Source organism: Paenibacillus sp. JCM 18996 (genome assembly GCF_055392555.1).
In genome coordinates, this window is record NZ_AP043884.1 from 2,117,513 (window position 1) to 2,141,662 (window position 24,150).

Annotated in this window: 19 protein-coding genes and 1 pseudogene; 7 read left to right on the forward strand and 13 right to left on the reverse strand. The window is 51.2% G+C overall.

Annotated elements, in window-relative coordinates:
* Positions 1-33: 33 nt before the first annotated feature.
* From ACZ5N7_RS10510 to ACZ5N7_RS10550, 9 genes and pseudogenes are all read right to left on the reverse strand, one after another.
* Positions 34-2,472, reverse strand: coding sequence for an alpha-mannosidase (locus ACZ5N7_RS10510; RefSeq protein ID WP_464654127.1), 2,439 nt, complete (start codon positions 2,470-2,472; stop codon positions 34-36).
* A 26-nt stretch (positions 2,473-2,498) separates the two neighbouring features.
* Entirely contained in the window at positions 2,499-3,224 is a 726-nt protein-coding gene (locus tag ACZ5N7_RS10515) for an MBL fold metallo-hydrolase (protein WP_464654128.1), read from the reverse strand.
* 54 nt (positions 3,225-3,278) lie between these two features.
* Complete coding sequence (locus ACZ5N7_RS10520) at positions 3,279-4,199, reverse strand: class II fructose-bisphosphate aldolase (protein WP_464654129.1); 921 nt, start codon at positions 4,197-4,199, stop codon at positions 3,279-3,281.
* Between the two features lie 60 nt (positions 4,200-4,259).
* Entirely contained in the window at positions 4,260-5,162 is a 903-nt protein-coding gene (locus ACZ5N7_RS10525) for a carbohydrate ABC transporter permease (protein ID WP_464654130.1), read from the reverse strand.
* Positions 5,159-6,094: a carbohydrate ABC transporter permease gene (locus tag ACZ5N7_RS10530; RefSeq protein WP_464659231.1), complete on the reverse strand. Its 936-nt coding sequence runs from the start codon at positions 6,092-6,094 to the stop codon at positions 5,159-5,161. The genes ACZ5N7_RS10525 and ACZ5N7_RS10530 overlap by 4 nt, the downstream gene beginning before the upstream one ends.
* A 132-nt stretch (positions 6,095-6,226) precedes the next feature.
* Complete coding sequence (locus ACZ5N7_RS10535) at positions 6,227-7,549, reverse strand: ABC transporter substrate-binding protein (RefSeq protein ID WP_464654131.1); 1,323 nt, start codon at positions 7,547-7,549, stop codon at positions 6,227-6,229.
* 651 nt (positions 7,550-8,200) lie between these two features.
* Positions 8,201-8,497, reverse strand: coding sequence for a hypothetical protein (locus ACZ5N7_RS10540; protein WP_464654132.1), 297 nt, complete (start codon positions 8,495-8,497; stop codon positions 8,201-8,203).
* A gap of 120 nt (positions 8,498-8,617) precedes the next feature.
* A complete protein-coding gene (locus tag ACZ5N7_RS10545; RefSeq protein WP_464654133.1) occupies positions 8,618-9,082 on the reverse strand; it encodes a hypothetical protein in 465 nt (154 codons plus the stop codon).
* Between the two features lie 234 nt (positions 9,083-9,316).
* A pseudogene (locus tag ACZ5N7_RS10550) lies at positions 9,317-9,528 on the reverse strand (DUF1259 domain-containing protein); the annotation flags it as partial.
* A gap of 429 nt (positions 9,529-9,957) precedes the next feature.
* Between ACZ5N7_RS10550 and ACZ5N7_RS10555 the strand changes: the two are divergent.
* The 3 genes from ACZ5N7_RS10555 (at position 9,958) to ACZ5N7_RS10565 (ending at position 16,488) form a co-directional block, all read left to right on the forward strand.
* Positions 9,958-12,777 (forward strand): alkaline phosphatase family protein, encoded by a 2,820-nt coding sequence (locus ACZ5N7_RS10555; protein WP_464654134.1) that lies wholly within the window; start codon positions 9,958-9,960, stop codon positions 12,775-12,777.
* Between the two features lie 103 nt (positions 12,778-12,880).
* Positions 12,881-16,048: an efflux RND transporter permease subunit gene (locus ACZ5N7_RS10560; protein ID WP_464654135.1), complete on the forward strand. Its 3,168-nt coding sequence runs from the start codon at positions 12,881-12,883 to the stop codon at positions 16,046-16,048.
* A gap of 251 nt (positions 16,049-16,299) precedes the next feature.
* The gene (locus tag ACZ5N7_RS10565) at positions 16,300-16,488 is read left to right on the forward strand and encodes a hypothetical protein (RefSeq protein ID WP_464654136.1); all 189 of its coding nucleotides are present in this window, start codon (positions 16,300-16,302) and stop codon (positions 16,486-16,488) included.
* Positions 16,489-17,543: 1,055 nt separating this feature from the next.
* Here ACZ5N7_RS10565 and ACZ5N7_RS10570 read toward each other — a convergent pair.
* Positions 17,544-18,461, reverse strand: coding sequence for an NAD(P)-dependent alcohol dehydrogenase (locus ACZ5N7_RS10570; RefSeq protein WP_464654137.1), 918 nt, complete (start codon positions 18,459-18,461; stop codon positions 17,544-17,546).
* 236 nt (positions 18,462-18,697) lie between these two features.
* On the opposite strand from ACZ5N7_RS10570, the gene ACZ5N7_RS10575 reads away from it, so the two are divergent.
* From ACZ5N7_RS10575 to clpP, 3 genes are read left to right on the forward strand one after another with little or no spacing between them, the layout of a single operon-like run.
* Positions 18,698-19,312: a winged helix-turn-helix domain-containing protein gene (locus tag ACZ5N7_RS10575; protein WP_464654138.1), complete on the forward strand. Its 615-nt coding sequence runs from the start codon at positions 18,698-18,700 to the stop codon at positions 19,310-19,312.
* Complete coding sequence (locus tag ACZ5N7_RS10580) at positions 19,305-19,559, forward strand: hypothetical protein (protein ID WP_464654139.1); 255 nt, start codon at positions 19,305-19,307, stop codon at positions 19,557-19,559. Before ACZ5N7_RS10575 ends, ACZ5N7_RS10580 begins: the two co-directional genes overlap by 8 nt.
* A gap of 34 nt (positions 19,560-19,593) precedes the next feature.
* Entirely contained in the window at positions 19,594-20,178 is a 585-nt protein-coding gene (clpP, locus tag ACZ5N7_RS10585; protein WP_464654140.1) for an ATP-dependent Clp endopeptidase proteolytic subunit ClpP, read from the forward strand.
* 134 nt (positions 20,179-20,312) lie between these two features.
* On the opposite strand, the gene rbsK is transcribed toward clpP, so the two are convergent.
* Positions 20,313-21,248, reverse strand: a complete 936-nt coding sequence (gene rbsK / locus ACZ5N7_RS10590; protein ID WP_464654141.1) for a ribokinase — start codon at positions 21,246-21,248, stop codon at positions 20,313-20,315.
* A 191-nt stretch (positions 21,249-21,439) separates the two neighbouring features.
* Here rbsK and ACZ5N7_RS10595 point away from each other — a divergent pair, with 191 nt between their 5' ends.
* The gene (locus ACZ5N7_RS10595; protein ID WP_464654142.1) at positions 21,440-22,579 is read left to right on the forward strand and encodes a GNAT family N-acetyltransferase; all 1,140 of its coding nucleotides are present in this window, start codon (positions 21,440-21,442) and stop codon (positions 22,577-22,579) included.
* 220 nt (positions 22,580-22,799) lie between these two features.
* Here ACZ5N7_RS10595 and ACZ5N7_RS10600 read toward each other — a convergent pair whose 3' ends face one another.
* Entirely contained in the window at positions 22,800-23,585 is a 786-nt protein-coding gene (locus ACZ5N7_RS10600) for a hypothetical protein (RefSeq protein WP_464654143.1), read from the reverse strand.
* A gap of 36 nt (positions 23,586-23,621) precedes the next feature.
* Complete coding sequence (locus tag ACZ5N7_RS10605) at positions 23,622-24,149, reverse strand: NAD(P)H-dependent oxidoreductase (RefSeq protein ID WP_464654144.1); 528 nt, start codon at positions 24,147-24,149, stop codon at positions 23,622-23,624.
* Position 24,150 lies beyond the last annotated feature (1 nt).

A 24,150-nucleotide genomic window follows, 5' to 3' on the forward strand; every position in this document is an offset into this window, starting at 1 on the left:
TCGAAGCTTTGCTTCACTTTTGGGGGACAAGTTCTACCATTCGAGCAGATTCGTTTCCGTGACTGGCTGTCCGGCATCCTTCGGGATGCGGAAGGTTTTGATTTCGCAGGGGCCGAATTCGGCCTCAATCGTCCGGTTCCACTTGGGGAGACGAATAACCGCGCTGGTCGCTTCTTTATTCGTCTCGTAGCAGCGGAGGATAAGATCGCCGTTATCTTCGGCCTTCTTCAATGCGCTGACAATAATATTGTCCCTGTCCACGGAAAGATAGGAATCCTTTTGCGGAAGCCCGCCGTCATGATAGGTTTCAATGATCACGGTCGGACGTTGATTCAGCTCAGCTGCTCGTTTGACGGTTCCGGCTGTCTCCCAATTCCCTTCATGCGGAAGCAGCGTGTAGTTCAAATGCTGGATGCCTTGGTCGATGAACGAATAATGGCCGTCCGGGTCCGGAACGAGCGGGTCGTGGTGGGCATAGATCGGGCTGCGCAGCACTGTCAGCGCCATTTCCTTGTTGTGGATGCTGTAGCTGTATTTGGAGTCGTTGAGCAGGCTGAGGCCGTAAACGGTTCCTCCTTCCCGGGTGATGCCCGAATAATCGATCCAGCTTTGGCCCGGTTCTTCTTCCCCGTTGTGCTCCCGTTCGATATACCCGTAAGGAGTCTCGTATGACTGGCGGGTAAACACCAGATTGACGGGGAAGACAAGCTTCAGCATTTTAAAATGGTCACGCCAATCGACCACGGCTTTGACCTCGATCTGGTCCAGCTCGCTGTACATTGTAAAATCCTGAACCAGCCTGGAGCTGCCGTATTCGCTCGTTACACGGATTACGGATTTAACCGGCCCGTGCTCGACCAGCTTGACGCTTTTTGCCGTGAAGGCTCCTGTCTCTTGATTGAAGTGCAACACATTATGGCTCCATGTATCGGTTCTGTCTTCGATCACGACCGGCTTTGCGCCGCCAGCCCTCAGTACTTCGTTATTCGCCTTTTTATCGAAAAGAGAGCGTATGTAACCCGTTGCAGGGTCGAATTCAATCCGAAAACGGCCGTTTTCCATGGAATAGTCGTCTGCTTTGATCGGCATGGCCTCCGCTTTCGGAGCCGACGGGTTCATCGTAACCTTATACACGCGGTATCCGAGAGCAGGCAAATCGGCGACGAAGCTGAGCCGTGAACGGCCGTTCGCTGTTGCTGCCGGCTGCACCTTTTGGAACGGCACCGCGCGCCCTTCGTCATCCACCAGCACATGTTCGTCTTTGAGGCCCCCGACTTCAACTTCCACACCCACGCGGCTGTTCCAGGAATGCGGGTTAAAAATGACGACCGGCTTCATCCCCTCTTCCTGCTCGATGCCGATGTTCCAAGACAAGGACTGGACAGCGTAGTTGAGCCCGCGTCCGGCTATAGCCATCGCTTCGCCGTAGTCGTTGCGCGCGTCTTCATAAGCGGACTCGATGCTGGTACCCGCCAGAATGTCATGGAACTGGTTGAACAAAATATTTTTCCATGCGCGCCCGTAATCGGCAGGATACGGCTGTCCCGTCACCCACTGGGCTACGGAGGCGAATTTTTCAGCAGCAATGATCAGGTTCTCGGACCTGCGGTTCCACATCTTCACCCCTGAGTGGGCGGCGTAGCAGCCGCTGGCGTGGTGCTGAAGGTCGTCATGGACAACAGGGAACTGCAGGTCCTTCTTTTCCACTTCCGCGAAGAACTGGTTAGGCTGGCTGAACACGAGCTCGGGCAGTTCCGGATCTTCCTGCATACGGCGGATGCTTTCGATATTTTCTTTGGTCGGGCCGCCGCCATGGTTGCCTACTCCGTAGAAGCACATCAGCTCGTCAAAAGGCGCTTTCAGCTCCGTGGCGCAGCGGCGGATATGTTTTTCCAGATCTTTTCCCCAGGTGCAGTATTCGAACAAAATGCGGAACGCCAGCACACGAGAGCCGTCATCGGATTCCCACTGGAACAGACGGCCGGGCAGGCCTTTCTCGTTTGGCATCGGGCGCATCATCACATAATAGTCCATGCCGCTTTTCTTCAGGATTTGCGGCATCATGCCGAAGTGCCCGAAGCTGTCCACGTTGTAGCCGACCTTGGCGGTGACGCCGAATTTTTCCTTAAAGTAGCGCTGGCCGTACAGGCCTTGGCGCACGAACGACTCGCCGCTCGGGATATTGCAGTCCGGCTGGATCCACCAGCCTCCGACGATCTGCCACCGGCCTTCGGCCACACGCTCCCTGATTTCACTGAACATGGCGGGATCGTTGTTCTCCACCCATTCGTAGATGGCGGCGGAGCTGGAGGTAAACAGGAAGTCGTCCGATTCCTTCATTCGGTCGAGCGCGGAACGGAAGGTCGCTTTCGTCTCCTGGAAGCCCTCCTGCCAAGGCCACAGCCATACGGGATCCAGATGGGCGTTTCCGATCATGTGCAGCTTTTTACCGTTGTTTTTTTGCGGCATCATTCATGCTCCTTTCGATTAATCCGGATTTAATATCTGAACTTCATATGGAACGGTTTGAACCAGGGGTTAAAATAAACGCCGAGCTGCTGCCGGGCTTCTTCCACTTTCGTTTTGGCGTCGAACACCAGCGTCGGAGGAATGTGGCCTGCCGTCATAACGTCAAAATCCAGCTGCAGCAGCCGGTCCAGCGAATGCCCCCAATCTTCCAGGTTTGACCTGATTCTCGGGTGATAACCGCCCCACAGCGTGTCGCCGGCCACCAGAAGCTTGGTCCCGCCGATCTCCATCCAGTATGAAACGCAGCCCGGTGTGTGGCCCGGAGTATGGTAAACGTGAATTCGATACCCGCCAGCTTCTAACACGTCCCCGTCTTCTATCAGCACATCCGCTTTCACCGCGGGAAACGCTTCATCGTACAAAAAGGCCGCCGTCAGCGTCCTGTCTCCCGCCTCCACCGCTTCAGCGGCATTTTTGTGGATGTACAGCTTGGCGCTGCTTTCCCGCTTCAGCTGCGCTATCGCCGAGACGTGGTCCCAATGGGAATGCGTAGCCAGCACTCGGCGGATATCTTTGGGCGCATAGCCTAGCTCCGCGAGATTTTGCTTCAGCGCCTCGTAACCGCTGGTACTCCCGCAGTCGATCAGTGTCGGGTCGTCACCCGCTATGAAATAGGCGCTCGCATCCCAAGGATGGGTCAGCTTGTCCCCGGAGATTACATAAAAACGATCCAGCAATTTCACCGGTTTCCCCATTGTCCGTTCCTCCAGAAAGGATTCGTCGTATAGTCTCGCTTACGTTGTGCCCATTCAGTCGCCAAAACCCAAAGCCTTTCCTTTGCTTCCAAGGAAGTTCGTAATCTTGTCAACCACTAAATTCTCGACGGCCGACCTGCCTTTTTCGAGCAGATCTGAAGGTAGGTTTTTGCACTCCTCATTCGTCATCCGCTCTTCTCTGCCCAGCGCCCCCAGGAAAGCGAGCTCCAGGTCAGTTGCGATATTCACTTTGCTGACTCCGCCTCCGGGGAGCGTGATCGCTTTGGCCATCATTTCCGCCGGCACCCCGGAACCTCCGTGCAATACCAGATGCACCGGTGTCAAAGAGCGGATAGCGCTTAAACGGCCGTAATCGATTTTCGGCTGCTTCACCATGTACACCCCGTGAGCCGTCCCGCAGGAAACCGCCAAAGCGTCCACTTTCGTTTCAACCACAAACCTCTCGGCTTCCGCCGGATTGGTGTAGAGCTCCTCATCCTTGTCAGTCTCCACAAAATCGGTCGTTCCGATCATCCCCAGCTCGGCTTCCACCGATACCCCTTGGGCATGGGCGTACTCGGCCGCTTCTTTGGAAATGGCGACGTTCTCCGCAAATTCCCTTTCGGAGGCGTCTATCATGACGGAGGTAAAACCTGCCGCAATCGCGTCCCGGATGACGGCCATCTCTTTGGTGTGGTCAAGGTGAAGCACAACGGGTACGGTAATGCGTTCGGACTTTATACACGAGTAAAATTCATCGGCGAATTCCTTCGGGGTAATCCCGTAGCGCACAAGCTCCTTGCTGGAAATCTGCACGATGAGCGGCGATTGCGTTTTGTGGCCGGCCCGGAGGACAGCTGCGATCATCGGTGTATAACGCGGGGAAAAAGAACCGAGGGCATAGCCCGCGCTCTCCGCTTGTTCCAATCCTTTCTTCAGGGTAATGACATTGCGCGGTTTGTTTTGCAGTTGCATCGGGAACACTCCTTGTTTTCTATTTATGTGATATGGCAAAAGTGCAGCCGGATTTTTATATTATCCTTTGGTGCCTGACGAAATGTTCATGCCTTCGATAAAATAGCGTTGGAACAGGAAGAACAGCGCAATCACGGGCAGCAGAACCATAAGCGATCCCGCCATCAGATAATGCCATTGGGTCGTTTCCTGGCCTTTGAAGGCCTGGAGACCGATCTGCAGGTTGAACATCGATTCGTTGCTGACGTAAATGAGCGGCCCCAGGAAGTCGTTCCAAGCCCCCTGAAACGTGGTTATGGCGATAACGATCATAGCCGGTTTTGCGAGAGGGATCATGATTTTCCACCAAATGTAAAAATGGCTGGCGCCGTCGATTTTGGCCGCTTCAATCAAATCGTTCGGGATCGACATGTAAAACTGACGGATAAGGAAAATCTGGTAAGCCGACCCAAAGAAGCCAGGGATGATGAGCGGCAGGTAGGTTCCGACCCAGTGCATTTTGGCAAACAAAATATACTGGGGAATAAGCGTAACGAAGCCCGGTATCATCATCGTCCCAAGCATGACGGCAAACAGAAATTTGCGGCCGGGAAACTTGATTTTGGCAAATCCGTAGGCGATGAAGGAATTGGACAGCACATGGGAAACCATGCCGGCTCCGGCAAGAAACAGAGTGTTCAGCGTATAACGGGTGAAATGCCCTTTGGACCACGCGAGCTTGTAGTTTTCCCAGTGGAATTGCTTCGGAAAGAAAGTCGGCGGGTACAGCATGATTTCCGACAGCGACTTCAGCGAGGTCGAGATCATCCACCATAAAGGCATCAATATAATGACACCGAACCCGGTGAGGATGAGAAGCAGGATGGCTTTGTTAATTGCCTGCTTTCTCCGGCGGCTTTGAAAGTACTGTTTGGCGCCCGGAAGGTCCTTGGATTCCATTTGAGCGGTAGTCGTTGTGCTCATCGGTTGTCCCCTCCTTCATAGTGCACCCACAGCTTGGACAGAAGCATATTGATCAAGGTCAAAATAATGACGATGACAAAAAGGAACCAGGCCATGGCCATGGCGTATCCCATATCGAACGCTTTAAACGCTTTAAGGTACATGTGCAGGTTAAAGAACAAGAGAGAATTCATCGGGGAACCCGGCGCGTTCATGTCCTGCGACATGACATAGCCTTCCTGGAAAATCTGGAAGCCTCCGATGATGTGGGTGACCAGCTCGAAGAACAGGACAGGTGTGATCATCGGGACGGTAATATGCCAGAACCTGCGCAGCACGCTGGCTCCGTCGATTTCTGCCGCCTCGTACAGCTGCTCGGGCACTCCCTGCAGGCTCGCGAGGTAGAGAAGCATTCCGCCGCCGACTGCCCACAGCTTCATCAGAATGATAGCAGGTTTCGTCCAGGCGGGGTCGGTGAGCCAGGCCGGTCCTTCGATCCCGATCCAGCTTAAAGCCACATTTACAAGCCCGGTTCCGGGAGTAAGCAGCATCGACCACAAAATGTAAACGGCGACCCCGGACAGTACGGCTGGCAGATAAAAGACCGTCCGGAAATATTTCATGCCGGGGATTTTCTGATTTAGCGCCACCGCCAAAAGTAAAGAGCCAATGGTGGTCAAAGGTACGCTGAAAGCCACATAAAAAAGCGTATTGTATAGCGATTTCCAGAACAGCGGGTCATGAGTGAACATATTGCGGTAATTTCTTGCGCCGATCCAGTCCATTTGAGAGGTAATGTCATAGTTCGTAAAGCTGGCGTAAAGCGAGAAAAGCAATGGGCCCGCAGTAAAAACCAGAAAGCCGATTACCCACGGAGACACAAAAACGAACCCCTGCATTGACTCCCGCCGTTCCAGCGAAAGCTTGCGTGTTTTCTTCGCAGCCTGGGCCATGGATTTCACCTTCTTCCTTCTTAATAAAATATCCCCGCAAAATACCCAAAAATCGTTGAGGCGGGGAGCCTTGAACGATTTGGAAAAGGTGGAGCGGCTGCCATCGACCGCTCCACCTCGCTTTGTTTGATGTTATTTCGTATTTTGCTGGATCAGGTTTTCTACATCTTTTTGAGCTTTGTCAAACGCTTCTTTTGGCGCAACCTTACCTAATAAAGCGGCATCGCGCTGCGGGTCGACCAGTTTGAGGAAGTCGGGCGCATTAAGCGGTGTAGGGAAAACTTTCGTTACCTTCATATTGTCTACCAATGCTTTGTAAACCGGATCCTTGGACAATTCGGGATCATTGGAAGCCTCTTTGTTGGCGACGTTGTCGAAGTTCTTTTGGGCCCAGTACATTTGCGCCTGCTTGTCGGTGAGGTATTTCATAAATTCCCAGGATTCCTCGGGATGCTTCGCTCCTTTCGGAATTTCAACCACGAATCCGCCGCCTACGCTGTAATGGCCGGAGCCGGCTTCCTTTTCCGGGATCGGGGCGATGCCGAATTCCATTCCCTGGCCATAGTCGCGGATCTGGGTGAAGAAGGTGCCTACATCAGGCCAGATGGATACTTTGCCGGAAATAAAAGGATTGGCCTGTTTGCTTCCGAAGTCTGCTTTGAACGCGTCCAGGTTCTTTTGGCCGATCCGATTGGCATATCCGAGAATATAGTTCATGGCATCCACATGCGCCTGGTCGTTGATGACCGGCTTGCCGTCTTTGTCAAACCAGCTGGTGCCTTTATTGAAGTTCATTGCGATGCTGCCCCAGTCGAATCCCGCAAACTGCGGAGCGTAACCGATCCGTTCGTATTTGTCGCCGTTTTTCTTATCCAGCTTCTTTGCGGCTTCGTCGAGTTCAGCCCATGTGTTAGGGAATTTCTCCGGATCAAGGCCGGCCTCTTTAAACTGCTTTTTGTTGTAGAACATCACACGGGTGTCGGTGTTGAAAGGAAGCGCGTAAGCTTCGTTCTTATAAAGCACTGTGCTCCACAATTCAGGGAAGAAACGGTCTTTAATGTTATCCTTGGCCATAAATTTGGATAAGTTCATATTCTGGTTTTTGCTTGCGCGCTGTGCGGTCGCATTAATGTCGTTGACAATGACATCGGGCGGGTTGCCTGCGGCTACGGCTGCCAGTTCCTTCGTCCAAATATCGCCGAACGGATAATAAGTATGCTTGACGGTAATGCGGTCCTGGGACTTGTTGAAGTCGTCGATGATCTTCTCAATAATCGGACGGCGTGTTTCCGAACCCCAGAATGTCCAGAAGTCCAGGGTGACTTTTTCCTTCGGTTTAACGCTGTCGACCGCTGGTGCAGCAGCCTCTTCCTTCTTTGCGCACGCCGAAAGGGCCATTCCGGAGCCCAGTGCGAGAGTCAGCAGTGCCAGCGCAGTTTTTTTACCTTTCTTCATAAACAGGTGACCTCCCATAAAAATATGTTATCTTTCACGTTTCATTAACGATCTTCCCACATACCAGTTACTATCTCTCCCATACAATAAACGATTTCGAAGCTTTTTGTGGTTTATTGAGTGTTTATTACCATTAAAACCTATGAAAGCGCTTTTGTCAACGTTTTCATAGGGGTTTTTTATTTATTTTTTTGTTTGGAAGTGGGTTAATCCACAGATCAATGGTAACATTGTGCATAAAACCACATAAGTGATAGCTTCACCATGATCTTTGATTCTATCTATTCTCTTGTCCGTTATTCCAGCCTGCGAGTGAACGATATACGGAATTACGCCCTTCGGATCCGCTAATACTGCTGCGGCCTATGGCATTCGCCAGGCAATTTTTCCAATCCCTTCTCTACTTTTTCATCAAGGTTGCCTTTTTCGAAAGAGATTGTAGATTTGGCTGTAATATATCCATCATCCGCTCGTCATCCTTAACAAGTTGAATAATGTCTTGCTCATTTCCTAATTTCAAAATCATCCCCCTCCGAACATATATTCTCGTCATATCTGATAACGAGAGAATGCGCAAAATGCAAAAAAGACCGACTCCAGGCCGGCCTTCTTTACCATAACAATTTTCCTCTTGCGTGCTGCGTGTCTCATTCAAACCAACTGCTGAATAGTTTGTTTTACAACCGCGTTGAAAGCGGAACGATTCTCCCATAAAAATGAAACTACACTGTCACGTTCCTCGAAAAACGATTCTTCCTCGTCCGCATAGTCTTCTCCTGCGCCATGTACGCTGAAACGATTGTCGGAGTAATTCATCAAGGTCCACTGTCCCCCACGCTTACGGTCAGCAAATACCAGGTAACTTTTTTCTCCTGAAGCGTCCCATTGAGCAATGGAGGAAAAGTTGTCCAAAATCATGTCAATGTCGTTTTTCTTTTTGATTAGCATCGTCCATCACCTTTTTTCTTTCATTGTATACACAGCAAAAGGAAAATACGCTAGCTATAAAGAAATAAAACAGCTATATATGAATGGCGGTAACATACACGACCAATCTACAGTTATATATTATGCAAGCTTGCCTAACGGCATCGTTTCTTTAAACATGGTTTTCCATTCCATCATTTGATGCAGAACGGTCAGGAACACGTGCTTGAAGCCTTCTGATATAACCAGAACAGGGTTCTCGTAGACAAGTGTGCCTGGAAGATTATAGACAGCTTGTTCGATTTCATTCGTGGAGTTGTCTCTCTGCGGCAGGCAAATGGACAATTGGATGCGTCCGAACACCCGGAACTGGTTGCTGTATACCGCATATTCCACGTCATACCAATCCATTTCCTCCACTTCGGAGACGGCAAAAATCTTGGATGTTCCTATATTATTCTGCAGAGTAATCTGTGGAAGACGAATGCTGTTTTTGTTCAACCCAGAAGCTGCCTTTTCCAAAGCTTGCTTTTTGGTTTCAGCGACAATCAAGTGCGAAATGTTTGCGTGAAAAACTGCCTCTGATTGAAGTAGTTTGTTTTCCATTTGGGTAGCTGATTTCTCCTTTGAAAATAAAGTGGTATTTTCTAATTTTTAACAACATAGAAGATTTTATAGTAAAAATGATAAAAAGTTTGTCAAACGATGGGGGAAAATTTTAAGATGTTTTGTCGAAAAATGGAAGAAGACCCTCTAATAGGGCCGAATTTAACTGCGTCATTTTAAAATTGTGCTCCCGCCAGTTCGGCTGTGCATATAACTATCATATTCCGCCTGGCTTTAAATGGCATTCAGCGCTTTCCTTACTTTGTTCGCAAAAGCCAGAGGTTTTTCCACAGCTTCGAGATTGATGTAGATCAGACGCGGACGTTCGAACAGCCAGTCGTTGTGCAGCGACGAAATTTTTATCCCCTGCTTGCGGATTTCTGTAATAAACGCCTGGTTTCACCTTCCAGCAGTGCCGCTCTGCCCAAACATAACGCTCTGCCGGTGCTCTAATGCGATCCCACTTTTGCAGAATGAACTCGAAATTGCTCGTGTATTCTTTACGGTAAGATGAGGCGTTTATAATAGATTGTTAAATGAATTCGAGAGAATTGTAAATTGTAATAGGTCAATTGTAAACGCGCTGTCGGTTATGCCAAAAATATGGATCCCTGTTATTCTCCCGGATGGTCCTGATTAAATCGCATTTTATTCCTTTTTTCTAGTAAAAGTACCTATTTTTGTAATTCAAATGACCGAATAATTTCCAATTTAAGGGTCTTTTGACCAGAACCATGCTCCAAAAGGACCGGGTATATCGTAGGAAAATCACCATTTACATTATCTACATATCTATCTAACAGTGACCTTATATATCTTGCATACAGTTGAGAGAGTTAGATATTTTCAAAACCAGATCGGAAAGGAAGAATGAAATGAAAAAGCACTGGAAACAAATGAGCAAGAAGAAACTGTGTGCCTTAATTTCATTGGGAACTGTCCTTCTAGGTTCAGGAAGTGTTTACGCCAAGGTGTGGACTCCATTTGGATCCAGCTTGGTCGGACGTCAGTCCAATGATTCGGTCTTGACGCCTGTCAACCAGTTCGTAACACCGGCCGGTCAGCAGGTAGAGTTTGGCGGAAATCCGATTTCCGTTAAAGTTCGTCCGGATGGAAAGACCGCTGCGGCCCTCATCGGCCGGAAGGATTATGGCGGTGATGGAATCAACATCGTGGACTTGAAGACAGGAGCTCTGACTACTACCAATCTGTCCTTGAAACTCAGCCATATGTGGGGATTGGCATACTCTCCCGATGGAAATCAACTCTATGCAACGGGCTCGTCAGGTAATACAGGGAAGATTGTAGTTATGTCAGTCGCTCAGGACGGGACTCCCACCGTGCAAAAAACGATCGATCTTCCTTTAGCCGCTGTAGGCGGAAATATCAATCCCCAAGACATTACAGTAACTCCTAATGGCAAGAACCTGCTTGTCGCGCTTAACCGCGATAACAGCCTTGGCGTTGTCGATCTTCAGACGAATCAGCTGACTGCCCGCATCCCTGTCGGGAACTCTCCGACCAGCGTCGTCATAAACGGGAACATGGCATACGTATCGAATGTAGGCGGCAGGAAGGCCGAGCCGGGAGAGTTGACGGTCGATTCGTCGGGTACGCCCATTGTGGCCGAGCCTACGGGAAGTTCAGCGTCAGGCACCGTTTCTGCAATTGACCTTTCCAACAATACGGTTACGAAGACACTGCCTGTCGGTCTCCAGCCGTCGCGGATGACCGTATCCGGCCAATACGTCTTCGTCGCCAACACCAACAGCGACACAGTATCGGTTATCGACACAAGCTCCAATGAAGTCGTGCAGACCATCAATATCGCACCTTACCCGAATGCGCCTCGCGGATCTGCTCCAAACGCAGTGAAGATGGTGGGCGACCGCCAATTGGTCGTCAGCCTTGGCCGCAACAACGCTCTGGCCGTGTACGATTGGAAGGGTCCCAAAGCCGCCCCTCGCCTCGCGGGACTGCTGCCGACAGCCTGGTTCCCGGTCGATATAGCAACCGATTCCAATAACCGGCTGCTTGTCGCCAACGCGGACGGAGTCGGTTCGCTCGGTCCCGAACGGACATTGACCATACAAGGCATGACGGTCAAGGGCCACTCGTCTTACGCGCAGCAGGGCTCGTTGTCGATGATCCCGTTCCCTTCAAGCAAAGACCTGGCCCATGGGACAGAAGAAGTATACGCCAACAACAACTGGTTCAATGTATCGAGCCGAAACGCCAAGCCCCGCAAGGAAGCTGAGCCAGCAGCAATGCCCGAGCGGATCGGAGAGCCGTCCCCTATCAAACATATCTTCTATATCGTCAAAGAGAACCGCACCTACGACCAGGTGTTCGGCGACATCGGCAGGGGAAATTCGGAGCCAGCTTTGACCCAGTTCGGCGAGAATGTCACTCCCAACTTTCACAAATTGGCCAACACGTTCCCGCTTCTGGACAATTTCTACATTTCCGGCATTCAGTCGGCGAGCGGCCATCAATGGGTGATGCAGGCGACGAATAACGATTATGAAGACAAGGAAACGGACACAGCCAACGTTCGCAGCTATCCGGGCGGCGCGGGCGACTCCCTGGCCTACGCACCGACCGGCCATATTTGGGATAACGCGCTCAAACACAACGTGTCGGTGGTCAACTTCGGAGAAGACACCAACAAGTTCACCGGTCCGGAAAAGCCCGGCAGCTGGGCGGATTGGTACAATGACTACTTGATCCTTTCGGGACAAAAACAAGGCAATCTCCATGTACCAGTCGGACACTACCAGGCGACAAGCGATATTCCGTCCCTCAATCCGATCACCTACAAGCCGTTCCCTACATTCGATTCGTCGATTCCGGATATGTACCGTTATGAAATTTTCAAACAGAAGTTCGAAGAGTACGTGAAAAACAACAATTTGCCGCAGCTCACACAGATGTGGGTGATGAACGACCATACCGCCGGAACTGCCAAAAATTTCCCGACGCCTCAGGCACAAGTAGCGGACAATGATCTGGCTGTCGGTAAAATCGTCGATCTCATCTCTCACAGCCCGTACTGGAAAGACTCTCTGATCGTCATTACGGAAGATGACGCCCAGAACGGCCTGGATCACGTGGACGGCCATCGCGCTCCCGCCTTCCTGATCAGTCCGTGGATCAAGCGCGGACTTACGACAGACAGCCACTACTGGACCGTCATCAACATGGTCAGAAGCATCGAGCAGATTCTGGGGCTTCCTCCGATGAACCAGAACGATGCCGCAGCTGCGCCGATGAGCGAGCTGTTCACCAACGAGCCTGACTTCACGCCGTATACCTTCGAGCCTAACCGCATCGCGCTCGATGCGATGAACGGACAGCCGGGATCCGATGCCCCGGCGGCTCCGCCAGCGAAGCTGGCGCCATCCTCACCTGCAGAACCTGCAGAACCTGCAGAACCTGCAGAACCTGCGAAACCGGCAACACAAGAGCAGAAGGAGCTTGAGCAGAAGTGGGCGGAATGGTCCGATAAGAACAAGGAACACTTTAGCGGTGACAACGCATCTCCGGACAAAGTGAATGCAAACATGCTCAATCATGTCATTTGGTACGCCACCAAGGGATTTGACAAGCCATATCCCGGAGATGACAAGGTTCTTACACCTGATGAAGCCGGACAGCAGCAGCAAAGCAAAGGCTCGTCCAACGAGCAGAACTGAGCACAAAAACGCAGCTGGTGAAGAGGCATTCCCCATGCTCCGGGCCTTCCGCCCGGGGGCATGGGGTTTCCCTGTATATACGCGCAAGGAGTGAAACCCGTTGATGAAAAAACTCATAGAAGCGACAATGAGCCGCACAATCTTGATCGTCACCTCTGTCGTCATGATCCTGGTCTGGGGAGGAATCTCCGCATACCAGATGCAGCGGGACTACCTGCCGCCGATCAATAACCCTACCCTGATGGTAGCGGTACGTGCACAGGATTTTCAAGCGAATCAAATAAAAACTGCCGTTTTGCGGCCTATTGAAGAATCGGTCCGAAAGGTGAACGGACTTGAAACCATGGAAACCAACAGTTTTGACGGCGGGCTTTTGATAAGCATGTACTTCCCTGCCAATTACAATATGGGCGGCGCGGAGAGCGATGTGGTCAATGCATTGGAACATCTGTCTTTACCGGAGGGTGTGGACAAGCCGTCTGTAACCCGGGTCAGTACGAGTTCCTTTCCGATCATGAGACTGAGTCTGACAAGCCCATCGGGCAAAACGGATGAAGCTGTGCTTCGCACAACGATTCAAGACCAGGTTGCAAAAGAGTTGAAAAGCCTGCCGGGAGTAAGCGACGTACGAGTAACGGGCGCTGGAACCAATGGCTATGTATTGTCGATCCGGATGGCGGACCTGAGAAGGAACGGATTGACAATAGACGATGTAAAGCAATCGCTCTCCGGTATTCAATCGACATGGGTGCAGGGGAAAATAACCAACAATCAGGTGTCCATCCCCATCCACGCTGCCGGTTGGTACCAAAACGAGCAAGATATGAAGCAGCTCCCCATCCATGGTAAGGACGGACATACCGCTCCTCTCTCAGCCGTAGCGGATCTTTCAAAATCGATGATAGATGTGCAAACGATATCCAGGACGGATGGAGCGGCCAGCGTCGTTTTTGATGTGCTGAAAACGCCAACGTCCAATATTACCGATGTATCGAAAAAGGTGCGTAACCGGATCCAGTCAATTCCAGGCGTTCAACAAGGCGATATCAGGCTGTCTGTGCTTTTTGATCAAGGCGAGCAGGTGAATTCAGCATTACAAGGTCTGTTAAAGGAAGGTTTGTTAGGATGCCTGCTTTCGATGGTTTGCGTTTCTCTCTTTTTCCGGAACTTGCGGTCCACCGCACTCGTCGCCCTATCGCTTCCCATCTGCCTTATGGCAACGACAGGCTTGCTCAAAACCATGGGCATCAGCCTGAACATTCTTACTGTATCCGGCCTGATCGTGGCTATGGGAAGGGTTATCGACGATACGATCGTGATTCTTGACAACATCTATCGCAAAGCTCATGAATCCCGGGCCAAACCGAATGCAGTTCTTCTATCGGAGGCCGTCATGGAGATGGCACCTGCCATCATCTCCTCCACAGCGACAACCGTGGCCGTGTACATTCCTATTGCCCTGATCGGCGGCATGATCAGCTCCGCTTTTTCCGGCTTTGCCTGGTCCGTTGTGATTGCGCTTCTGACCTCGCTTTTGGTTGCAATGTTTGTGGTACCGGCACTCTATCATCTATGGCACAAAGGACGGACGAGCGATTCGGCGATTTCCATCGAACCCGTCTCGCAAAGAACGTTAAATTGGGCTTTTCAAAGAAAAAGAAGGATCCTCGCCGCATTCTGTCTGATGTTCGTCATTTCGGGTACGGGAGCGTTTTTCCTGCCGGTGAACTTTCTGCCTGCGAGCCGCTCCGGGCAAATTAACGTTCAATTGGAGTTTCCCGAAGGGACTTCGTTGACGCAGGTGGATTCCACCGTTAAACGAATGGAACAAAGCTTGAAGTCGGATACAAACATCACGACATTCTCTTCGGTTCTGGGTTCCTCCTTTACCCCTCAATTTGACGACGTCTTCGATACCGGCGGCGGTTGGATTCAAAGCGACAATGTCGCAAATATCGCGGTTTCGGTGAAAAAGGACGCCGATCCCAATGCCGTAAAAGACTTGCTGCAAAAGCGGCTGGCCGGCATGTCGGGCAGCGCTATATGTACGGTGACGAACCAAAATATCTCCGGCGATGATTCGCAGATGAAAATTAGCCTTACCGGAGCGGACGCGGCAATGCTCGACAAAGCAGCTGCACTCATCAGAAGCAAGCTGCAGCTTGTTCAAGGACTGAGCATTGTTGGGGCCGCGGGTGACAAGGAAGCTCCCCCCAGGTTCCAGATTACGTTAAACCGAAATACGATTGAACAAACAGGAGTGAACCCGGAGCAGGTTTACCAGCGGATCCGGGAATATTTGTCGGAACGGACAAGGGTCGAAGTGAAGGCCGGAAATCAGGGAACGATACCTTTTGCAATCCATACCGATATTCTGGCGAAAGTCGGAACCACCTCCGCAGCGACGGATCCGCAAACGGAAATCCTTACGATGCTGGGCAAGGAAACATTCAAGGGGAATGACGGCAGGGACATCCGGTTGGATCAATTCGCGTCCCTCAGCCCTGCAAACGGTCCGTCCGTCATACGGGAACGCGAAGGACGCCCCTTCTCCGTAGTGACTGCGAACATCACTTCAAGAGATTTGGAACAGGTATCCGCTCAGGTAAAGGATTTGGTCGACCACCTGGTCTTGTCCTCCGGTATCCAGTATTCGATTAACGGCATTCCCGCCCAAGCGGATCAAATGATCTATGATATGAGTATCGCTTTGTCCGTGTCCGCGCTGCTTGTTTTGTTTATTCTAAGCATCCTTTTCCGCGGCTGGAGGGCCCCGCTCAGCGTGCTGCTGTGCATCCCATTGGCGTTTATCGGATCTGTCCTCGGCATGCTGGTCAGCGGAGGAGAGTGGAATCTCGCCTCACTGGTAGGTTTATTAATGCTCTCCGGGATCGTGGTTACCAATGGCATCGTTCTTGTGGATAAAATCGAACGCAACCTGTCCGCCGGAATAAGTCCGAAGGAAGCGATACTGCAGGGAACGTCAACCCGCGTGCGTCCGGTTCTGATGACGGCGGTCACAACCATTCTTACTCTGCTTCCCTTGTGTTTCTCCGCGAGCACGGACACCGTCGTTTCCCGATCCTTGGGGATTGTCGTGGTGTGCGGCATGATCAGCTCTACGCTCATCAGTTTGCTGGCGATTCCGATCCTGTACGAATTGCTGCACAGCCATAAAGCCGCGCGGCATGCATCGGCAGAAGTAAAAACCGGCATGACTCCTTCCTTATGGGACGGACTTAAAAACATCAGTCTGCGCAGGCCTAAATGAGTGAAACTTTCAGAAGACTACATGAATTTTGCATTTCAAGCTGGCGTCCGTCTTAACGGGCGTCAGCTTTTTTGAGGGATTTGCGATGCGTATTGGCGCCAAGTGCCAATACCCCTTTTTGAGGGGCCGTTCTCCCGCCTGTGAGATAAATGCTTGTCATAAGAAAAAAATGAGATAGAAGATGAGACGTTTAGACAATAAGAAGGGTCTATAATGAATCTGCCCATAACAATACTTGGAGGTGTTAGAAAATGAAAAAGAAGATTGCATCTTTGGCTATTGTCGGTATGTTATTTGCTGGAACAACTGTTTTTGCCGATCCATCCGTGAAACTGAATTTTAACGGCAGTATCGTGAATGATCCTCAGGCATACATAGCCGGCAACAGCAGCGCTTATGTCACTGTCGATACATTTGCGAAATATTACGGAGTAAAATAGACCACTTTGACATTGACTGGAATCCTCAGGGACATGAAGGCTACGAAGTGCCGCATTATGATATGCACATGTACTTTATTTCTCGCGAAGAACAAAACAAAATCATGCCTGCAGGCGGTATGAGCGGGCATGATATGAGCAAGTAAATGCAATAGGCAATAGCGTTTTAAAGCACTTATGGTCATCCAAAGAGACCCCGGGCAACAAGACGGGGTTGTGGTTATTTCACCACGAGGGATACATAACTTTTGAGGAGGATAAACATTGAATACTTTGTATGGGATTTTAGTTGTTTTGCATGTGCTTGCAGCCATTATAGGTATCGGTCCTGCGTTTATACTTCCGATATTGGGAAAGTCCGCAAAAACCGGAAGCCAGTTAAGATTTGTCTTTGGGCTCATTCACAAGATCAACAAGTTCCAAAATCGGGCGGTATCACTTTAATTATCACAGGAATTTTATTAATGATCTTGGGAAAAGTAAAAGTTTATATGCTCTGGATAAGCATCTGGTCCGACCACTAGTGGTTGGACTAATTTGCGTACTGTTGTTGACCATCATGCATATCACTGATAATATTGGGGACCTATCTCGCAAAAACAGATGGTATGCCTGATTGTTCGATCCAAATCATATCACGAAATTTAAAATCTGTGATCCCAATATCAAAAATTTTCCGCTCCCATCCTTCATATCAAATTTGATGGTTCCTCCTTCTCGAAGTTCCTCCACTTGGAGATTTGGTATCCATCTTACCCGCAGACAAAGGCTTGCACATTTTCGATGAATACCGCATAAAATGTACTTCTTCTTTTTATTATCGCGATGAAAAGAAACAAGTGAAATCCAGTAATAAGCTGAGAGCGGTAAGGAAGCTGGAAGAGGCTGCTTAAGGTAAAAAAGTTAGCAGATGAGCCGATGCTTATATAGCGCCGGTTCCTTGTTATTACGTGATCCTTCCCGTTGGCGCAGCGAAAGGCTGCCAGGCGGCAGCCCTTTCGGTTTATAAGTCAATCAGGTGACTGAAGAGCATTGCGCGTACTTTGTTAGAAATTCTAATCCTGTGCTACCGTGATGACGACATTTCCCTTTTTGTGCCCTTGTTCGGCATACCTGTGAGCCTCGGGGATTTGTTCCAACGGATAGCGCCGATCGATAACCGATTTTATTTTTCCCGTTTCAATCAGATCTTTGAGATAATTTAAATCTTCACTTCTCACCTTTGTGATCCCCTGCCCATCGACCGTGACGTATTTTCCATTCGGAGCCAATGCATTCTTGCAATTCGATTTCGGCATTTTGCCGACGGCATCAAAGATCACGTCATAACGCTCTCCTGTTTTTGAAAAATCCTCTTTAGTGTAATCTATGACGTGGTCGGCCCCCAGGGATTTCACCAATTCCACATTCGCGGCACTGCAAACTCCGATAACGAATGCCCCAAAGTGCTTGGCAAGCTGTACCGCGGAAGTTCCAACCGCTCCGGAGGCCCCATAGATAAGAACTTTGTGCCCATTCCGGATGTTTCCTTTTCTAAGAAAATAAAGTGCCGTAGTTCCTCCCATAGGGACGGCGGCGGCTTCCTCATACGTCATCGTTGCAGGTTTTATGGACACCACCGCATTTTCAGGCAGACAGGCATACTCGGCATGAGCCCCAAAACGCATCCCCGTTAAAGCAAAAACCTTGTCACCTTTCTTGAATTGCTTCACACTTTTCCCTGTTTCTTCGATTTCCCCTGCCAACTCAACCCCCAGTACCGGTTTTCTTGGTCTGCTGATACCCAGAACGAGCCGCATGGGAAGCCATAACAGGAGAGGACTATTGAAGCCCCGAACTCTCAAATCCCCTGATGCCACGGTTGTCGCATGAATTTTTATCAGTATTTCATTGTCCTTGGGAGCGGGTTTTTCTACCTCTGCCAGCTGCAGAACATCCGGTGATCCATATTTTGTGCATACCATCGCTTTCATGGGGTTCCTCCATACTTTACTTTTGCATTTAATGATAAAGCCCTGTAAAAGATGATTTATTTCCCCCGGATGTGTGCTCCTGAGTCGGCTTACATGGTTTATTTTACCATAAAGTCATTTGTATTGGTCATGTGTTGTTCTCATTTTTGCTTCTCGATGCAAAATTTGACAAAAAATAAATTACGTAATAAAATGTTTTTACGTGAAGTATAATTGTTACAGGAGGTGATCAGGGCTTGTTGGAGCAAGAGCAATCCACCCACGTTGTAACATTGCCGGAGCAGGCGATTGCGCTGCTCAATCCGCTGAGGGCGGAAATTTTGAATCAGCTTGCGGAACCCGCTTCAGCAGCCGAAGTGGCACGCGGTCTAAACGAAACGCCGCAAAGAATCAATTATCATTTAAAAGCGCTGGAAAAAGCCGGCCTGGTCCGCAAAATCGGCACGCGCCAGGTTCGAAACCTCGTGGAAGTCCTGTTTCAGTCCATCGCGAAGACTTTCATTCTTTCCGACGCGTTGGGCCTAAGCCCGGAAGCCGTGCAGCGGATGAAGGATCAAAGCTCGCTCTCCCATCTCATGCATGCGGCGGAACGGATGAAGCGTGATGCGCTTCAGCTCATGGAATTGTCAGACAGCCAGACGGAAATTCCAAGCGCCTCGCTGCATGCGCAGGTGCAGTTCAAAGACGCGGGCTCCAGAAAAACTTTTTTGGACGAATATATGGGTCTGGTCAAGCAGTTAGTGGAAAAATATCAAATAACGGACGCCAAACGGGATGATACCGCCGATGCTTATCAAATGCTGTTGGCACTGTACCCAGCCGTCCGATCGGGAGGAACCGGGAATGAATAATAGGACACCGCTCGTGATTTGGAAGACATCCGATAAGTCCCTAAAAGGGCAGCGTTCTGTAGAAAAGGTCGTTTCTCTCGATAAAAAAAGAAATCAAGCCGCAGCAGCGTCAGAAGCAACTTTTGAAGAAATAGGGCTCGTTTCCGGATCTCAACAGGGGGTTACATTTACAATGGTTTCCTCCGGCTTTGCGGCTCCATCCGCGTCGGCGGGAACACCGAAAGCTGATCTTTGCATGGCGGCATGAACATTTTTCAATAAAATAAACCGGAGGGGATCCCATGAGCAGTTTAATTCCTATGGTGATAGAGCAGACGAATCGCGGGGAAAGATCGTATGATATTTATTCGCGGCTTTTGCTCGACCGTATCGTATTCATCGGCAGCGCCATCGACGATCATGTGGCGGGCTCCGTCGTTGCCCAGCTGCTGTTCCTGGCCGCGAACGACGCGGATAAAGACATTCATCTGTATATTAACTCTCCAGGAGGATCCACTACAGCGGGAATGGCAATCTATGACACGATGCAGTTTATTAAACCGGATGTGGCTACACTTTGTGTAGGCATGGCCGCTTCCATGGGTGCAGTCCTACTGGCCGCCGGAGCTGCCGGCAAACGGACCGCGCTGCCCAATTCCGAAGTGATGATCCACCAGCCAAGCGGCGGCGCTCAGGGCCAGGCAACGGATATACATATTCACGCCAAGCGCATATTGAAGGTTCGCGAAATGTTCAACCATATCCTTGCAGAGCGCTCGGGACAGCCTTACGACAAAGTGGAAAAGGATACGGACCGCGACCATTACATGTCCGCTCAGGAAGCGATGGATTATGGGATTATCGATAAGGTGATCGACAAATTATAGAGGCTGGCAGGCTGCCCCGGTAAAGCAGCCTGCTTTTCTGTTTACCGCAACGGAGGCCGGTCGGGCCCCGTGCAAAGCCGCTGCAGCGCCGCTGATTTAGCTTACATTTATCACACGCTGTCACTCGCTTGCTCTCATCGCTCGTTGTCTATGAGGAACTTTTCCACCTCGGCACGATGCGGCAGCGAGGTTTGCGCACCAAAACGGGATACGGTCAGCGCACCCACAGCCGAGGCAAATCGAATCGCCTCTTTGAGCTCTGCCCCTTCGGCCCATCGAACGGCTACCCCTGCGTTAAAAGAATCCCCTGCGGCCGTTGTGTCGACAACCACCACTTCGTAGGCGGGAAAAGAACCTCTCCTGCCGTCCAAATCGAACAGAACGCCCTTGTCTCCTTGAGTCACAATCACGTTCCCTTGTCCGGTCAATATCTTCAACCGCTCGATTCTTTCTCCCATCGTAACGGAAGATTCGACTGTCCCTGCCGCAAGGATGGAGGCCTCCGTTTCATTCGGTGTAACGATGTCCACCTGGTGAAGCAGCGGCTGAGGCAGCTCGCTTGCCGGAGCAGGATTGAGGATGGTTCGAACCCCGTGCCGGTGGGCCAGCTCTATGGCTTGTTCCACCGCTTCGAGCGGAATTTCCAGTTGGACAAGCAGCACATCGGCGCTCCGGATGGCTTCCTCCGCCTGCATGACAATTGCCGGAGTCACGCAGCCGTTGGCCCCCGCAACCACTACAATGCTGTTGTCTCCATCCTGCTGAACCTGAATCAACGCTACACCGGTGGAAGCCTCCTGCACAGTCAGGATTCGGCTTGTGTCAATCCCTTCCTTCCGCATCTGCTCGATAAGCTGAATACCGAAAATATCGCCGCCGACACATCCGATCATGCTGACCTCGGACCCCAGCCTGGCTGCCGCGACCGCCTGATTTGCGCCTTTTCCGCCTGGAATCATAGCAAACTCCTGTCCGGCGATCGTTTCACCGGGAACCGGGGATCTTTCCGTTTTCACTACCAGATCCATATTGATGCTGCCTACGACGGCTATCCTCGCTTTTTTGTTCAACTGCATCCCTCCTCACTCTCCACGTTCCAAGTTAAAATTCAAGTTAAAATTATTGTACAATACTGAAGGGCCCGATGCACAGAAGAACCAGCCTTCCGGCGCATGAACTTCTCTTTTACATCGTGCCTGGAATCCTTTATACTTTTATTAAAAAGCGCTTACATAACCATTCTGTCCCATTGGAGGTTTCTATGGCAATCATACGTCCCGTTCGTCCCGAGGAAATGAATCAAGCTGTACGGCTGTCTGACCTTGTGTTTCGCGATTCCGAACAAGCGTCGATGGGCACCGCGTTTCCGCTCGTTTTCTCCACAAGCCTGGGTCAATCCTTCGGCGCTTTCGAGGAAGACAGACTGGTGTCTTTTATCGGCATTGTTCCCGCCGTCATGAGAATTGGGGATGCCAAAGTGAAAATCTACTCTTTAGGTTCAGTCTGTACCCACCCGGATTTCCGTGGGAAAGGCCACGCGGGAGCGATTCTTAAGGCGGTGCAAGAACATGTGGGGCGCACAGGCGCTTCTCTTCTCTTCGTATCGGGAGACCGTCCGCTTTATAGCAGAGCCCGCTGTTATCCTTTTGGCTCCGTCCGCCGTTATACGATAACGGCAGAGCAGGCGGCAGCTGTACGGAGCGGCCGTCTGCCGGAAGCGCTAATCATCCGGGAACTTGAGCCCCGCGACTGGTTCCAACTGCACCAGCTGGCGGCATCCAGGGGAGTCGCCTATGAGCAGAGCATAACGGAGCTCGCCGTTATGATTGAGTCGGAAGCCTACGCCAGCTGCGTGAAGCACCGGCATGTGGCGCTTGCTGCGGAGCGAGACGGCGAGCTTCTCGCCTGCGCGGTCATCAGCGTCCCTTCGCAATATGCGTCGGACAAGACGCCTTTTGTGGTTGAGCGCTTTGGCGACGACAGCTTGAATGCGGCTCTGGCAGCATATGCCGTGGAAAATTATGGGCTGGATAAGCTTGATGTGACCGTTTCGTGGTTTGAGAATGAGCTTCAGAAGACTATGGAGCCGGTAGAATATTGCGAAGAGGCAAATGACGGCACCGTGCACGTGATCGATCCCGGACTCATCATTCAGCAGTTAACGCCTTATTTGCTCGTTAAGAACGAAACCTTAAGCAGTATGCTGCAGATTACCCGCCTTGATGAGGATAGGTGCAGAATTGCTTTGAACGGACCATCCGCGGAGTTGACTGCCAGGCAGCTCGTCTCCCTGCTTTTTGACATCACGCCGAATTACGAGGCAGACGAGCTGCTGAAGAGTCAGCTTTCCGCCCTGTTTCCGGTGCCTCTGCCTTACACAAGCGGATTAAACTACGTTTGATCATTGTTGAAAGTCCTCTGGCAGCCAAAATGCTGACAGGGGATTAAGCATAAACGGAAAACTATCACTCAGCCTATCAAACAAAAGCAGCCCGCCTCACAGTGAGGATGAGCTGCTTTTGTTCGCTTGTTCACTTACCATTTCAAAAACCAAGTCAGCTCCAAAGTGAAGGCTTTCACACGGCACTGTAAACCGCGGCAAGCGTGATCGTGCCTCTCAATCAAGGAGTGTGCGGTTTATTGCTTTTCTTCTCTTTAAAGGAGCGAAGCGCCGCGCGATAAGCGTCATCGTTCATCGGTGCAGCATCTTTTTCTTTTGCAGCAGGCTGCTGAGGCTGCTTTAACTGCTGCAGCGCTCTGCGAAAGTCTTGATCCGGCATAATATCGCCGGACTTCGCTATTGAAACGCGGGAAGCTTCCGCTGTTTCAGCCTGTGATGGGCGCGCGGCAGGTTCATGCTCTGAAACGGCTGGCTCACTGACCGGCCCCGCGTGTGAGAGGCTGTCGGAGTCCGGTACCTCGACAGGTGCACGCTCAGCCTGCAAGGCCGGCACAGCACCTGTGTGCACCGCTCCCTGCGCCACCTCGCCTTGCTGATCGCTTGGCTCACTTACCGCCAGCGGAGCCTGCGCATGCTCAGTGCCCGGCTCCTCGCCAGGCGTACGCTCCGCAGCCTGCGCCGGCACTGCCGCCTGTTGCTCGCCCGGCGCATGCAGCGCAGCCTGTGCAGCGTGCTCGCCCGGCTCCGTCAACCCGCGTTCACCGGCGGCGGAAGCCTCCGCTGTTCCCGGCTGCTGAAGCTCCCGTTCCGCCAAGCTCTGCCGCTCCTCTTGCTCCTTGCGGATCCCGGAAGCCTCCGTAGAATTAGCGCTCGAAGCCCACTCCTGACCCAGGGGCTGAGACTTCCCGTTATTCCTCTCGGAAGACGAAAGCGTGCGGGCGTTCACAACAATGAGAACCACCACGAGGATAACAGCGATTACTATACACAAGATCCCTATAAGCATCTATTCCCCTCCTGCCGCGTATCCTTTTTGCTTGGGTCAAGCTCTTGTAAACTTGCCGGTAACCTCGGCCACGCGCTCTCCAAGCCCGATGCCCAGCTGTCTGCCGTTCTCGCTCAGAATTTCGGTGCTGTCCACAGGGCAGGTCACCCCGACACCGTAGTAAGATCCGTACATCGCATTCTGCGATATGTTGCCCGGCAGCCCGGCAATGATCATGCCCTGGTGCAGCATGGGAGTGATCAGATTGAGCAGCGTTGCCTCGAGCCCGCCGTGCTCGGTTGCCGTTGTGCAGAACACCGCGCCTATCTTGTCTACCAGCTTGCCTTGGGCCCACAGGTATCCCAGCTTGTCGATCCAGATCTTAAGGCCCGCGCTGATCGTTCCGAAATGGCCCGGGCATCCCCAGATGATCGCGTCCATATCGACAAGATCATGGACATTTGCCTCTGCGACAGGATGGATATAAACCTCCGCCCCATCTACCGAGCCTGCGCCTTCTGCGATAGACTGCGCAAGCGCCTCTGTATGCCCGCCTTCGCTGTCATATACAATGTAGATTTTCAAC

Bases quoted from the DNA above. Each gene is read 5' to 3' on its own strand.
- ACZ5N7_RS10545 (WP_464654133.1), bottom strand. From the start codon at position 9,082: ATGGAAAACAAACTACTTCAATCAGAGGCAGTTTTTCACGCAAACATT.
- ACZ5N7_RS10600 (WP_464654143.1), bottom strand. From the start codon at position 23,585: ATGCTTATAGGGATCTTGTGTATAGTAATCGCTGTTATCCTCGTGGTG.
- ACZ5N7_RS10555 (WP_464654134.1), top strand. From the start codon at position 9,958: ATGAAAAAGCACTGGAAACAAATGAGCAAGAAGAAACTGTGTGCCTTA.
- ACZ5N7_RS10570 (WP_464654137.1), bottom strand. From the start codon at position 18,461: ATGAAAGCGATGGTATGCACAAAATATGGATCACCGGATGTTCTGCAG.
- ACZ5N7_RS10510 (WP_464654127.1), bottom strand. From the start codon at position 2,472: ATGATGCCGCAAAAAAACAACGGTAAAAAGCTGCACATGATCGGAAAC.
- ACZ5N7_RS10560 (WP_464654135.1), top strand. From the start codon at position 12,881: ATGAAAAAACTCATAGAAGCGACAATGAGCCGCACAATCTTGATCGTC.
- clpP (WP_464654140.1), top strand. From the start codon at position 19,594: ATGAGCAGTTTAATTCCTATGGTGATAGAGCAGACGAATCGCGGGGAA.
- ACZ5N7_RS10565 (WP_464654136.1), top strand. From the start codon at position 16,300: ATGAAAAAGAAGATTGCATCTTTGGCTATTGTCGGTATGTTATTTGCT.
- ACZ5N7_RS10595 (WP_464654142.1), top strand. From the start codon at position 21,440: ATGGCAATCATACGTCCCGTTCGTCCCGAGGAAATGAATCAAGCTGTA.
- ACZ5N7_RS10580 (WP_464654139.1), top strand. From the start codon at position 19,305: ATGAATAATAGGACACCGCTCGTGATTTGGAAGACATCCGATAAGTCC.
- ACZ5N7_RS10515 (WP_464654128.1), bottom strand. From the start codon at position 3,224: ATGGGGAAACCGGTGAAATTGCTGGATCGTTTTTATGTAATCTCCGGG.
- ACZ5N7_RS10525 (WP_464654130.1), bottom strand. From the start codon at position 5,162: ATGAGCACAACGACTACCGCTCAAATGGAATCCAAGGACCTTCCGGGC.
- ACZ5N7_RS10540 (WP_464654132.1), bottom strand. From the start codon at position 8,497: ATGCTAATCAAAAAGAAAAACGACATTGACATGATTTTGGACAACTTT.
- ACZ5N7_RS10530 (WP_464659231.1), bottom strand. From the start codon at position 6,094: ATGGCCCAGGCTGCGAAGAAAACACGCAAGCTTTCGCTGGAACGGCGG.
- ACZ5N7_RS10520 (WP_464654129.1), bottom strand. From the start codon at position 4,199: ATGCAACTGCAAAACAAACCGCGCAATGTCATTACCCTGAAGAAAGGA.
- ACZ5N7_RS10535 (WP_464654131.1), bottom strand. From the start codon at position 7,549: ATGAAGAAAGGTAAAAAAACTGCGCTGGCACTGCTGACTCTCGCACTG.